The sequence below is a fragment of the Micromonospora sp. NPDC049580 genome, from assembly GCF_040675595.1.
Lineage (GTDB): Bacteria > Actinomycetota > Actinomycetes > Mycobacteriales > Micromonosporaceae > Micromonospora.
In genome coordinates this window covers 1-12,251 of the sequence record NZ_JBFAPG010000151.1, presented here as the reverse complement: position 1 = coordinate 12,251, position 12,251 = coordinate 1, and the positions used below count along the sequence as shown (strand labels likewise).

The window sequence follows — 12,251 nt, the reverse complement described above, 5'->3', positions numbered from 1 at the left end:
GGCTTTACAAGCACCCTGTTGAGTTCTCAAAGAACAACCACACACCGATCAGAAGACCCAACCAGTGGGCCACCATCCCGGGGCTTTTCGTACCGGTGCTCGGCGCTTTCCAGCGCCAGGCACTTTTACTACGTTACCCGCTGGTTTCTGCCGTGTCAAACCGGTGTTTCGCGGTTCGTCGTGCTTTAACCCGTGTTGCGGGCACCATGTCTCGACCGGCTTGCGCCGCTCTCGTCACGGTGGTGGCAGGCCGGCCGCAGCGGTTTCCCGCTTGCTCGCCCGTTTCCCTGCCGGCTGACTACTTTACCCGGTCGGTTCCGCCGCACCAAATCCGCCTCGCGGCGTTTTCCGTGGGCACCACCCGGCGGGATCCGGCCGGCGAACCCGCCTGACCCCGAAGTCGTCGCCGCGCTCCGGCCGCTTCAGGCTTTCGCCTGTTTCGTCCGTTCCGCGCTGGCAGAGAGAAAGTTACGCGTCCGGCCCGATGATCGTCAAATCTGCCGGACGCGTCCCCCGTCACATCGTCGACAACCGACTATTCGCCCAGCTCAACGCCTGCGAACGACCGCTTTCCCCGGCGCAGCACCAGGTACCGACCGTGCAGCAGGTCGTCCCTGGACACCGTGGCGTCCACCTCGGTCACCCGGTTGTTGTTCACGTAGGCGCCGCCCTCGGCGATCACGCGCCGCGCCTCCTTGAGCCCCGTCGCCAGCCCGGAGTCCCGCAGGAGACCCGCCACGTCCGGCAGCTCGCCAGGGATACGCACCAGACCGGCCTCGGTCAGCGCCGCGCGCAGCGTCTCCGGGGCCAGATCGTCAAGCGAACCGCGCCCGAACAGCGCCTGGCTGGCGGCGACCGCCTGCCGGGTCTCCTCGGCGCCGTGCACCAGGGTGGTCAACTCCTCGGCCAGCGCCCGCTGGGCCAGCCGGGCTGCCGGCCGCTCGGCCGTCGCCTTCGCCAGCTCCTCCAGCTCGTCCCGGGAGCGGAAGCTGAAGTACCGCAGGTAGCGGTCGACCTCTCGGTCGTCGACGTTGAGCCAGAACTGGTAGAAGGCGTACGGGCTGGTCATGGTCGGGTCGAGCCAGACGGCGCCGCCCTCGGTCTTGCCGAACTTCGTGCCGTCGGCCTTGGTGACCAGCGGCGTGGTGAACGCCTGGACCGGCCCCGCGCCGCGCCGCCGGATGTAGTCGACGCCGGCGGTGATGTTGCCCCACTGGTCGGACCCACCGAACTGAAGTTGGCAGCCGTAGCGGCGGTGCAGCTCGAAGAAGTCGTTGGCCTGCAGCAGCTGGTAGCTGAACTCGGTGAAGCTGATGCCCGTCTCCAGCCGCGCGCGCACCACCTCCCGGGCGAGCATCTTGTTGACCGGGAAGTGCTTGCCCACGTCGCGGAGGAACTCGACGACCGACATCTCGCCGGTCCAGTCGAGGTTGTTGACCAGCTGGGCCGCGTTCTCACCCGTGTACGACACGAAGGGCGCGAGCTGCTCGCGGATCCGCTCGACCCAGCCGGCGATCACCTCCGGCGGGTTGAGCGTCCGCTCGGCGCTCTCCTTCGGGTCGCCGATCTGCCCGGTCGCCCCGCCCACCAGCAGCAACGGGCGGTGACCCGCGAGTTGCAGACGGCGGGCCGTGATGACCTGCATGAGCGAGCCGACGTGCAGGCTCTGCGCGGTGGGGTCGAAGCCCACGTAATAGGTGGTGGCCTCCCCGCCGTCGAGCAGCTCGCGCAGCTCGTCGAGGCCGGTCGAGTCCTGGATCAGGCCACGCCAGAGCAGGTCGTCGGTCAGGGAGTACCGCCCGGGCGGCGGGAGGCTGCTGTCGGTCACGGTCACCAATTCTCCCCCATCGCCGGCTCCGACCCGTACCGGGTTTGACGCAACCCGCTCCGGCTAGGCTTGCGCCCCGTTGATCGAGGAGGGGTTCGCCGTGGAGATGCCGGATCTGACGGGTGGTTTCGTCGCCCTGCTCGGCCTGAAATTCGAGGAGGCCACCGCCGACCGGGTGGTCATCAGCTGGCAGGTCCGCCCGGAGCTGCACCAGCCGTTCGGCATCCAGCACGGCGGGGTGTACTGCTCGGTGGTGGAGACCGCGGCCAGCATCGGGGGGGCGCTCTGGCTGGCCGACCGGGGCACGGTGGTCGGGGTGTCGAACCAGACCGATTTCCTGCGGGCCGTCCGCGACGGCGAGCTGCGGGCGGTCGGCACTCCGGTGCACCGGGGTCGCAGCCAGCAGCTCTGGCAGGTGGAGATCAGCGACGCCGACGAGCGGCTGGTCGCCCGTGGTCAGGTCCGGCTGCAGAACCTCTCCCGCGACTGACCGTCGGGCTCGAACGGGCCCGGCCGCGGCGGTGTAGCGCGGCCGCTCACCCGGGGACGGTCAGTTGCGGGCCTCGTCCAGCACCGGCTCGATCGCCTGGTCGGCGTCGTCATCGTTGTCGTCGCCGTCCTCGGCGGGGACCTGGCTCAGACGTACCTCGGTGATGGCCCGGTGGTCGATGCCCGCCACCGTCAGCACCCAGCCGTCCAGGCTCACGTCCTCCCCGGCCACGGTGGGGATGTGCCCGAGGCGGGCCAGCACCAGTCCGGCGACTGTGGTGTAGTCGCCGGCCGGGCGCGAGGGCAGCTCGACGCCGATGTCCGTGAGGTCGTGCACCGGGAAGGTGCCGGGCAGCACCATCGCGCCGTCCGGCTCGCGGCGCACCGAGTAGCCGTCCCGGTCGGTCTCGTCGTAGATCTCCCCGACGATCTCCTCCAGGATGTCCTCCAGCGTCACGATGCCGTCGACGGCGCCGCGCTCGTCCACGACCAGCGCGATGTGCTGGCGCTCGGCCTTGAACTGCCGCAGCGCGTCCACCACCGGCAGCGAGTCGGGCAGCAGCATCGGCGGGCGGGCGATCTCGTCGACCGGGCGGTCGTCGGGCACGCCGACCAGGTCACGCAGGTGGATCACACCGGCGGTGTCGTCCAGGCCGCCGTGGCGCACCACCGGCGCCCGGGAGTGCCCGGTGGCGGCCAGCACCAGCCGCGCGGCCTCCGCGGTGGTTCCGCTGTCGAGCGTGAACACCCGCAACCGGGGTACGAGCACCGCCCGCAACCGCCGGTCGGCGATCTCCACGGCGCCCGCGATGATCGTGCGCTGCTCCTTGGTGAAGCCGTGGTTGCCGGCGACGATGTCGCGCAGCTCGTCCGGGCCGATCTCCTCCGGCTGGTGCTTCGGGTTGAGCCCGACCAGGCGTACGACCAGGTCGCTGGTGGCGCCGAGGGCCCAGACGGCCGGGCGGGTGAGACTGGCGAGCAGGTCGAGCGGGCGGGCCACCAGCAGCGCCCACCGCTCGGCGGACTGCATGGCGATCCGCTTGGGGGCCAGCTCGCCGAAGACCAGGGTGACGAAGGTCAGCGCGAGGGTCACCACCACGATCGCCACCGTCTCGGCGGCGCTCCCGAACACCCCGAGCAGCGGAACGAGGGGCTTGGCCAGGGAGACAGCCGCGGCGGCGGAGGCCAGGAAGCCGGCGAGGGTGATGCCGATCTGGATGGTGGCCAGGAAGCGGTTCGGATCCTTGGCGAGCCGGGCCAGCACCCGTCCCGCCCGGCTGGTGCGCTCCAACCGCTGGATCTGGCTGTCCCGCAGCGACACCAGCGCCATCTCACTGCCGGCGAAGAGCGCGTTGATGACGACCAGGATCCCGACCAGGGCCAGTTGGCTCCCGTAGCTCTGCACGCCCGGTTCGCTCCCTCACGGTGGTGGCACCGGCCGTACGCACGGCGCCCGCCGGTCGGCTGGCCCGCCCGGCGTACGCGCTTCTGTGCCCCGTGCGGCCGCGGCCGAATCCTGCTCCGGCGACGCTACGCCGAATCGGTCGCCGGTGACGCGGGCAGGTCGAGCACGTACGAGTCGCCCTGCGGGCGGAAGCCGAGCCGATGGTAGTAGGGGGCGACCATGCCGGGCGGGCTGACCACCCGGTGGAAGCCCCGCTCGGTGAAGAGGCGGCTGCGCCGGTAGACGAACTCGCCGGGGGTGAAGTCGCGGAACTTCGGGGTCACGTAGTCCAGGTCGATCTGGGCGACCCCGCGCGCCTCGGCGTGCGACAGCACCACCCCGACCACCTCGTCAGCGGTGACCACGAGGAAGGCCGACCGGTCGGTGGCGGCCGGGTCCCAGTGGAAGTCGGGGTTGAACCGGGCGATGTCCGGCGCGTGGATCCGCAGCGTGTGCGCCAGGAACTGGTCGCCGACGCCGACCTCCACCACCTGGTAGGTCTGCTCGTCGTGGCGGGTCGCGAGCATCCCCCGCAGGTACCAGATGTTGATCACCGCGAGGACGATGTTGAGCCCGACCATGGGCCAGACCTCAAGGGCGGCGTTGTAGCCGATCAGCACGACGCAGCCGACGAGGTTGAGCGCGCGCAGCCGCAGGATGCGCGACTGCAGCAGCGACCACACCAGCACCGCGGAGCCGGCCCAGCCGACCAGATCCAACCAGTTCACCCCGCGAGACTAGTGCCCGACCAGGTCAGGGGCGTCGGCGGGCAGCTCCAGCAGCCACTCCTCGACCTCGGCCCCGCGCCCGTTGGCGTACCCCGAATCCTCGCCGACCACGACGAACCCGCACTTGCGCAGCACCGCGAGGGAGGCGGCGTTGTCCTTGGCGGCGCGGGCGTGCACCGGCCGGGGCAGCTCGCGCAGCAGGGCGGCGAGGGCCGCGGTGGCGTGGCCCCGGCCCCAGCGGGCCGGGTCGATCCAGTAGCTGACCTCGGTCTGGTCGTCGACCAGGAAGGCGCTGACGTAACCGACCACCTCGCCGTCGGCCTCGATGGTGCGGACTCGGTTCGCCGGGTTGGTGAGCACCCGCGCCCAGTGCCGGGCGAACTCGCGGTGGTCGGACGGGTCCTTGGGGCCGAACGCGGCCATCCGGTTCGCCTCGGGGTCCTGCTGGTGCAGGAAGAACTCCACGAGGTCGTCCTCGTGGACCGGCCGCAGCCGCACATCGGAGGTCATCCGGCGAGGGTACGCAGCGCCGGTGACAGTTCGGAGCCGGTGGCGCGTCGACGGTCGACCGCCGACCGGCGCGTTCGGCGTCACCGCGGGCCCCGCGCCGCCGACAATGAGTCGACCGACCCTGGGAGTGCCGATGGACCGACCTGTCGTCGTGGGTGTGGACGGATCGCCGTCCAGCCTCGTCGCCGCCGAGCACGGGGCCCACGCCGCCCTGCTCCGGTCCCGGCCGCTGCTCCTGGTGCACGGTTACCTGCACCCGCTCGGCTACGGCGTGCCCCTCAACCCGTACGACCTCGGGGTGCCGGCGCCCACCGACCAGTCGCGGAAGATGGTGGAGCGGACGGCGGCCGACCTGGCCGACCGGTGGCCCGGCCTGGCCGTCGAGGCCCGTCAGGTCGCCGGCGGCCCCGGCGCGACGATGGTCGAGGAGTCCCGACGGGCGGATCTCGTCGTGGTGGGCAGCCGCGGTCTGGGCGGGTTCGCGGGTCTGCTGCTCGGTTCGGTCGGTGCCCAGGTGGCCGCGCACGCGCACTGCCCGGTGCTGGTGGTCCGACCGGACGAGCAGCCGATCGACGCGGACGCGCCGGTGCTGGTCGGCGTGGACGGGTCCGAGTCGTCCCGGCTGGCCGTGGGCTACGGCGCCACCGAGGCGGCGCTACGAGACGTCCCGCTGGTGCTCGCGCACGTCGGCCCGCTGGACGGGGACCGGCCGGTGCCGGACGAGGTCGAAGAGGCGCAGGCCGCGTACCAGGCCGAGGCGGTGCGGCTGTTGGCCGAGGCGGTGCGGCTGTTGGCCGAGGCGTCCGCGGCTGTCCGGACCGGGCATCCCGATCTGGTGGTGCGGGAGCACCCGGTCCGGGCGGCCGGCGCGGCCCCGGGGCTCATCGAGGCCAGCGGCACGGCGTCGCTGCTGGTCGTGGGCACCCGAGGCCGGCACGGCTTCGCCGGTCTGCTGCTCGGCTCGGTCAGCCAGGCTGCGATTCAGCACGCGCGCTGCCCGGTGCTGGTCGCGCACCCGTACGACCCTCCGAGGTGACCGGCGCGTCGTCGCCCCCGCCGAGCATCTGCAGGAAGTCGGTGGTGAGGGCGAACGGGTCGGCGGGGCCGCTGGTGGGCAGCCGGCGCTCGACCTGGTCGGCCAACTCGCTGGCGGCGCGACGGATGCGGCCGCGCAGGGCGCCGTCGGCGGTGCCACCGGACCAGTCCTCCGGGGCGGCGAAGACGGAGGTGGGGACCACCACCGCCCGCAGGTAGCCGAACATCGGGCGGAGGGCGTGCTCCAGGGCGAGGGAGTGCCGGGCGGTGCCGCCGGTGGCCCCGATGAGGACCGGACGGTCGACGAGCGAGTCGGCCTCCAGCACGTCGAAGAAGGACTTGAACAGCCCGTTGTACGACGCGTTGAAGATCGGCGTCACGGCGATGATGCCGTCCGCCCCGGTCACCGCGTCGATGGCCTCGCGCAGGCCGGCCGGCGGGAACCCGGTGAGCATGTTGTTGACCACGTCGTGGGCGTACTCGCGCAGGTCGACGACCCGCAGCTCCACCTCGGCGCCGCGCCGGACCAGCTCGTCGCGGGTCGCCCCGGCGAGCTGGTCGGCGAGCAACCGGGTGGACGAGGGCTGGCTCAGCCCCGCCGAGACGACGGCGAGCGTACGGCGGGTCATCGGGTCGCCCCCTCCGGCGCCTTGCCCGTCACGTCGTCGACGGCGTGCACGGTGCTGTCCTTCACGCCACCGGCCGCGGCGACCAGCGAGGCGTGGGTGGGCGCCTCCGGCACGTGCGCCGGGCGCAGGGCGTCGAACTCCTTGCGCAGCACCGGCACGACCTCCTCGCCGAGCAGGTCGAGCTGCTCCAGCACCGTCTTGAGCGGCAGGCCCGCGTGGTCCATCAGGAACAGCTGCCGCTGGTAGTCGCCGACGTACTCGCGGAAGCCGAGGGTGCGGTCGATGACCTGCTGCGGGCTGCCCACGGTCAGCGGGGTCTCCCGGGTGAACTCCTCCAGTGACGGCCCGTGCCCGTAGACCGGGGCGTTGTCGAAGTACGGCCGGAACTCCCGGACCGCGGCCTGCGAGTTGCGCCGCATGAACACCTGGCCGCCGAGGCCGACGATGGCCTGGTCGGCGGTGCCGTGGCCGTAGTGCGCGTACCGCTGGCGGTAGAGCTCGACCATCCGCTGGGTGTGCTCCTTGGGCCAGAAGATGTGGTTGGCGAAGAAGCCGTCGCCGTAGTACGCGGCCTGCTCGGCGATCTCGGGGCTGCGGATCGAGCCGTGCCAGACGAACGGCGGCACACCGTCGAGCGGGCGCGGCGTCGAGGTGAAGGACTGCAGCGGGGTGCGGTACTTGCCCTTCCAGTCGACCACGTCCTCGCGCCACAGCCGGTGCAGCAGGTCGTAGTTCTCGATCGCGAGGGGGATGCCGGCGCGGATGTCCTTGCCGAACCACGGGTACACCGGGCCGGTGTTGCCGCGGCCCATCATCAGGTCCACCCGGCCGTCGGACAGGTGCTGGAGCATCGCGTAGTCCTCGGCGATCTTCACCGGGTCGTTGGTGGTGATCAGCGTGGTCGCGGTGGACAGCAGCAGCCGTTCGGTGCGAGCCGCGATGTGACCGAGCATGGTGGTCGGGGACGAGGGGACGAACGGCGGGTTGTGGTGCTCACCGGCGGCGAAGACGTCGAGCCCGACCTCTTCGGCCTTCAGCGCGATGGCAACCATCGCCTTGATCCGCTCATGCTCGGTCGGCTCCCGACCGGTGGTCGGATCGACCGTGACGTCACCGACGGTGAAGACTCCGAACTGCATGACAGCTCCTCGCGTGTCAACCGGGTGCCGTCGTAGTACCCGGACGCAGCCCACAACTTATTTGACAAGTCAACTATTCCGTCGGCGGCCTACCTGGCAGTGGCGCCGGTCACCCGCGGGAATCAGCCCCCGGCGACCGAGGGGAGCACCTGCACCTGGGCGCCCTCGCCGACCGGTGTGGCCAGCCCGCCGGAGTGCCGGCAGTCCTCCCCGTCGACGTAGACGTTGACGTAGCGGCGCAGCTCGCCGCGCTCGTCGCGGATCCGCCGAGCCAGCCGGGGATGATCGGCGGCGAGCTCGTCGAGGACCGCCCCCAGCGTGCCGCCCGCGTCGACACTGAGCCGGCTGGCGCCGCCGGCCTCGCCGCGCAGCGGGCCGGGCAACAGCACGGTGACCACTCAGACCACCGCCGCCCGGACGCACAGCACGTCGGGCAGGTGCGCGGCCACCTGCGACCAGGAGTCGCCCTCGTCCCGGCTGGCGTAGACCTCGCCGGAGCGGGTGCCGAAGTAGACGCCGCCAGGTGTGGCGTCGTCCGCGCACATCGCGTCGCGCAGCACCGCCGGATAGAACGGGCCCTCGGGCAGGCCCACCGACAGCGGCTCCCACTTGGCGCCGGCGTCGGCGGAGCGGAACACCCGGCAGCGGTGGTCGGTGGGGAACCGCTCGACGTCGGCCACCAGCGGGAACGTCCACACCATCCCGGGCCGCCCGGGGTGCGACACCATCGGGAAGCCGAAGTCGCTGGGCAGCCCGTCGGCGATCGACGACCAGGTGCGGCCGTCGTCGTCGGAGCGGTAGACGCCGAAGTGGTTCTGCGCGTACAGCCGCTCGGGGTTGCCGGCGTCCCGCGCGACCTTGTGCACGCACTGGCCGAACTCCGGCCACTCGTCGGCCAGGCCGGCGGCGCGGATGCCCACGTTGCCCGGAGCCCAGCTCGCCCCGGCGTCCTGCGAGCGGTAGACGCCACCGGTGGACATGGCGACCAGCACCCGGGCCGGGTCGCGCGGGTGGGGCAGCACGGTGTGCACGGCCTGGCCACCGAACCCGGCCTGCCAGTGCGGGCGGTGCGGGTGGTCCCAGAGGGCGCGGACCAGCTCGAAGCTGCGGCCACCGTCGGTGGAGCGAAACAGCGCCGACGGCTCGGTGCCGGCCCAGACCACGTCCGGCTCGTCGGCGCCGCCCGGCATCAGCTGCCAGACCCGCCCCAGGGTCGCGCCGGTGTCGGCCGGGAACGCGACCGGCGCGTGGTCGGGCTCGTCCCAGGACGCGCCGAGGTCGTCGCTGGTCGCGACGCTGGGCCCGAAGTGCGAGCTGGTCACCCCGGCGAGCAGCCGCGGGGTGGCCCGGCGGGTGTCGAGCGCGACCGCGTAGACGCTCGTCCCCGGGTGGTGCGGGCCGCTGACCTCCCAGGTGCGCCGGTCATCGGTGCTGGTGGCGAGGAACAACCCCTTCGCGGTGCCGATCGCGAGCAGCGTTGGCATGGACGTCCTCCGAGCCGTCGGTGGGCAGGTGGGGTGATTATGGCCACACCCCCCGACAGATCCCGCCGGCCACACGCCGGAAGCCGCGCTCAGCGCCGGACGCGGGGCACGTGTCGCCGGTACGCGCTGACCGTCGGATCGCCGTCGAGCCAGAACCGCCAGGGCAGATCGTGCGCGCCGGTCACGCCGACCCGGGGCCCCGCCACCACCGTCTCGTCCGGCACCGGCCGAACCGGCGGGCGCAACCGGACCGGACCGTCGCCAAGCAGGTACGCGCCGTACGCCGCGCGGTCGATGCCGAGCGTGGCGCAGAGCCGGGCCGGCCCCCGGGCCAGGTCCACGTCCCGCCGTACCGTCGGCCGGCGAGCCCGCGCGGTGTCCAGGCCCTCGACCACCGCACCGGCGCGCAGCAGCACGGCGGCGGCCTCCCCCTCGACCCCGGTGACCACGTTCATGCACCAGTGCATCCCGTAGGTGAAGTAGACGTAGGCGTGCCCGGCGGGGCCGAACATCACCACGTTGCGCGCGGTGCGGCCCCGGTGGGCGTGCGAGGCCGGGTCACCGGCCGTGCCGGCGTACGCCTCGACCTCGGTGATCCGGACGGTGACCCCGCCGGCGGACAGCCGGCAGCCCAGCAGGCCCCGCGCGGCCGGCAGCAGTGGACCGGCGAGCAGGCCGGCCAGCGCCTCCCGGTCGGCGTCGGTGCTGCGGTCGTCCGGCGCGAGCTCCATGACCCGAACGGTACCCAGCGGCAATCTGATCACCCCGTCGCCGCGCTTCAACAATCTGTTGACAAGGTCACGTTGATGGGGTGTGCTCGGAGCATGACCACCGAAGAGCTGTTCACCGCGCCCGACCCGGCCCGGGCCCGCGCCCACCGCACCCACGAGGCGCTGCAACGGATCGGCGAACGCCACGCCGGCTCCGATGCCCGACGGGGACGCTGGGCCCACCCGTACGTGCTGGACCCGTGGGAGGCGGTGGCTCTGGTCACCGCCCTCGCCGCCGGCGGCGCCGAGCGGGAGCCCACCGAGGAACCGGTGGACGCCGCCGACCTCACCGCCGCGCTGACCCTGCTGCCGCACGTGCGCGCCGAGCTGGACGCCCTGGAGGCGGGGCTGCTGACGCTGGCCCGCGACCGGGGGCTGACCTGGCAGTCCATCGCGTACGGGCTGGGGCTGGGCAGCGCGCAGGCGGCCCGGCAGCGCTACGAGCGGGTCGCCGCCCGCTCGGCCGAGCAGATCGCCTGAGCCACCGGACACGACGCGACCGGCTGACCCCAGACGACCGGGCGGGCGGATCGGCCGGGCACCCCCGCGGCGGCGGCCGGGGCGGGCAGACTGTGCGCACGACGAGGAGGCACCCATGGAACGCGCGGAGATGCTGACGTACTGCCTGGCGAAGCCGGGAGCGTGGCTGGACCGGCCGTGGGAGGGCGACGAGGTGGTGAAGGTGGGCAGCCGGATCTTCGCGTTCCTCGGCAACGGCGACGGAAGGCCCACGGTCGGCATCAAGTGCGGCCAGACCCGGGAGATCGCCGACGAGTGGCTGCGCCGCCACCCCGACGACGCTCGCCCGATGGCCTACATCGGCCGGTCCGGCTGGAACACCCTGCGCCTCGACGGCGGGATCGACGGCGACGAGCTGACCGAGGCGGTCGACGCGTCGTACGACATGGTGGTGGCCAAGCTCCCCAAGCGGGAGCGCCCGACGGCCTGAACCGACCGTGGCGCCGGCGGCTCGCGCCGACGCCACGGCGAGGTCAGCGGGGTACGACCCGCTCGGTGGCCCAGTCCCGCCAGCCGGCCAGCCGGTCCGCGGCGGCGGCGAGCTGGTCGGCGACCGGGCCGGGGCCGGTCGAGCCGGGGGTGGTCCGGGCCGCGAGGGCCGACCGCACCGAGAGCACGTCGCGCACCGACGGGTCGAGGTGTTCGCTGACCGCGGCCAGGTCGGCGTCGGAGACGTCCTCCAGCTCACACTCCCGGGCCGCACAGAGCGCCACCAGCCGACCGGTGATCTCGTGCGCGTCGCGGAACGGCACGTTGCGCCGGACCAGCCAGTCGGCGACCTCGGTGGCCAGCGAGAAGCCGACCGGGGCAGCGGCGACGAGGCGGTCCACCCGGACCGTCATCGTGGAGATCATTCCCGCCAGGGCCGGCAGCAGCAGCTCCAGGGTGTCGACCGCGTCGAACGCGGGCTCCTTGTCCTCCTGCATGTCCCGGTCGTACGTCATCGGCAGGCCCTTGAGCATGGTCAGCACCGTCATCAGGCCGCCGACCAGCCGCCCGGACTTGCCCCGGGCCAGCTCGGCGATGTCCGCGTTCTTCTTCTGCGGCATGATCGACGAACCGGTCGCGAATGCGTCGTCCAGCTCCACCCAGCCGAACTCGTGTGAGGTCCAGAGCACCACCTCCTCACCGAGGCGGGACAGGTGCACCCCGATCAGCGCGGTGGTGAAGAGGAACTCGGCCACGAAGTCCCGGTCGGCGACCGCGTCCATCGAGTTGGCGAACGACGTCCGGAAGCCCAGCTCCTTGGCCACGGCCACCGGGTCCAACGGAAGCCCGGACCCGGCGAGCGCGCCCGCGCCGAGCGGGCTGATCGCCGCCCGGTGGTCCCAGTCGCGCAGCCGCTCCAGGTCGCGCAGCAGCGGCTGCACGTGGGCGAGCAGCCAGTGCCCGAAGGTGACCGGCTGGGCGTGCTGGAGGTGGGTCATGCCGGGCGCGGCGGTGCCGATGTGCCGCTCGGCCTGCTCGGTGAGCGCCTCGGCCAGCTCGACGAGGCGGCTGGCCACCCCCCGCGCGTGGTCACGCAGGTAGAGCCGCAGGTCGGTGGCGACCTGGTAGTTGCGCGACCGGCCCGCGCCCCCCGTGCCGCCGACGCAGCCCCGGCGCTCCAAAACGCCCCCCACCAACACCGTGTGCACGTCCACGACGACGACTGAGGGCCGGAACGCCCCCGAGCG

The 12,251-nt window shown here is 72.8% G+C and carries 14 protein-coding genes and 1 pseudogene; 5 read left to right on the top strand and 10 right to left on the bottom strand.

The features are described from left to right. Positions 1–392, top strand: a pseudogene (locus AB0J68_RS15030) (hypothetical protein); the annotation flags it as partial. A gap of 143 nt (positions 393–535) precedes the next feature. Here the strand turns inward: AB0J68_RS15030 and tyrS are convergent. Continuing rightward, the gene (gene tyrS, locus AB0J68_RS15025; protein ID WP_354857887.1) at positions 536–1,828 is read right to left on the bottom strand and encodes a tyrosine--tRNA ligase; all 1,293 of its coding nucleotides are present in this window, start codon (positions 1,826–1,828) and stop codon (positions 536–538) included. 106 nt (positions 1,829–1,934) lie between these two features. Here tyrS and AB0J68_RS15020 point away from each other — a divergent pair, with 106 nt between their 5' ends. After that, positions 1,935–2,318: a PaaI family thioesterase gene (locus AB0J68_RS15020; protein ID WP_354857884.1), complete on the top strand. Its 384-nt coding sequence runs from the start codon at positions 1,935–1,937 to the stop codon at positions 2,316–2,318. Positions 2,319–2,378: 60 nt separating this feature from the next. Here the strand turns inward: AB0J68_RS15020 and AB0J68_RS15015 are convergent, their stop codons facing one another. The 3 genes from AB0J68_RS15015 to AB0J68_RS15005 form a co-directional block, all read right to left on the bottom strand. Continuing rightward, the gene (locus tag AB0J68_RS15015; protein WP_354857877.1) at positions 2,379–3,722 is read right to left on the bottom strand and encodes a hemolysin family protein; all 1,344 of its coding nucleotides are present in this window, start codon (positions 3,720–3,722) and stop codon (positions 2,379–2,381) included. A 125-nt stretch (positions 3,723–3,847) separates the two neighbouring features. Next, the gene (locus AB0J68_RS15010) at positions 3,848–4,489 is read right to left on the bottom strand and encodes a hypothetical protein (RefSeq protein ID WP_354857874.1); all 642 of its coding nucleotides are present in this window, start codon (positions 4,487–4,489) and stop codon (positions 3,848–3,850) included. A 9-nt stretch (positions 4,490–4,498) separates the two neighbouring features. Continuing rightward, positions 4,499–4,999, bottom strand: a complete 501-nt coding sequence (locus AB0J68_RS15005) for a GNAT family N-acetyltransferase (RefSeq protein WP_363938921.1) — start codon at positions 4,997–4,999, stop codon at positions 4,499–4,501. Between the two features lie 127 nt (positions 5,000–5,126). Here AB0J68_RS15005 and AB0J68_RS15000 point away from each other — a divergent pair, with 127 nt between their 5' ends. Continuing rightward, positions 5,127–6,035, top strand: a complete 909-nt coding sequence (locus AB0J68_RS15000) for a universal stress protein (protein ID WP_363938924.1) — start codon at positions 5,127–5,129, stop codon at positions 6,033–6,035. Here the strand turns inward: AB0J68_RS15000 and AB0J68_RS14995 are convergent. From AB0J68_RS14995 to AB0J68_RS14975, 5 genes are all read right to left on the bottom strand, one after another. Next, a complete protein-coding gene (locus tag AB0J68_RS14995) occupies positions 5,965–6,663 on the bottom strand; it encodes an FMN reductase (RefSeq protein WP_355067122.1) in 699 nt (232 codons plus the stop codon). The two genes, AB0J68_RS15000 and AB0J68_RS14995, sit on opposite strands and share 71 nt — an antisense overlap. Further along, positions 6,660–7,802, bottom strand: a complete 1,143-nt coding sequence (locus AB0J68_RS14990) for an LLM class flavin-dependent oxidoreductase (RefSeq protein WP_363938920.1) — start codon at positions 7,800–7,802, stop codon at positions 6,660–6,662. The genes AB0J68_RS14995 and AB0J68_RS14990 overlap by 4 nt, the downstream gene beginning before the upstream one ends. 122 nt (positions 7,803–7,924) lie before the next feature. Next, the gene (locus AB0J68_RS14985) at positions 7,925–8,200 is read right to left on the bottom strand and encodes a ubiquitin-like small modifier protein 1 (protein WP_007458463.1); all 276 of its coding nucleotides are present in this window, start codon (positions 8,198–8,200) and stop codon (positions 7,925–7,927) included. Then, positions 8,201–9,286, bottom strand: coding sequence for an exo-alpha-sialidase (locus tag AB0J68_RS14980; RefSeq protein WP_354857865.1), 1,086 nt, complete (start codon positions 9,284–9,286; stop codon positions 8,201–8,203). An 89-nt stretch (positions 9,287–9,375) separates the two neighbouring features. Continuing rightward, positions 9,376–10,017, bottom strand: coding sequence for a DNA-3-methyladenine glycosylase (locus AB0J68_RS14975; RefSeq protein ID WP_363938919.1), 642 nt, complete (start codon positions 10,015–10,017; stop codon positions 9,376–9,378). Positions 10,018–10,110: 93 nt separating this feature from the next. On the opposite strand from AB0J68_RS14975, the gene AB0J68_RS14970 reads away from it, so the two are divergent. Then, entirely contained in the window at positions 10,111–10,536 is a 426-nt protein-coding gene (locus tag AB0J68_RS14970) for a DNA-binding protein (protein ID WP_363938917.1), read from the top strand. Positions 10,537–10,651: 115 nt separating this feature from the next. Then, entirely contained in the window at positions 10,652–11,005 is a 354-nt protein-coding gene (locus AB0J68_RS14965) for an MmcQ/YjbR family DNA-binding protein (protein WP_354857859.1), read from the top strand. Positions 11,006–11,048: 43 nt separating this feature from the next. Here AB0J68_RS14965 and argH read toward each other — a convergent pair. Continuing rightward, positions 11,049–12,251 (bottom strand): argininosuccinate lyase (argH, locus tag AB0J68_RS14960; protein WP_363938915.1); only part of this gene is annotated, 1,203 nt, incomplete at its 5' end.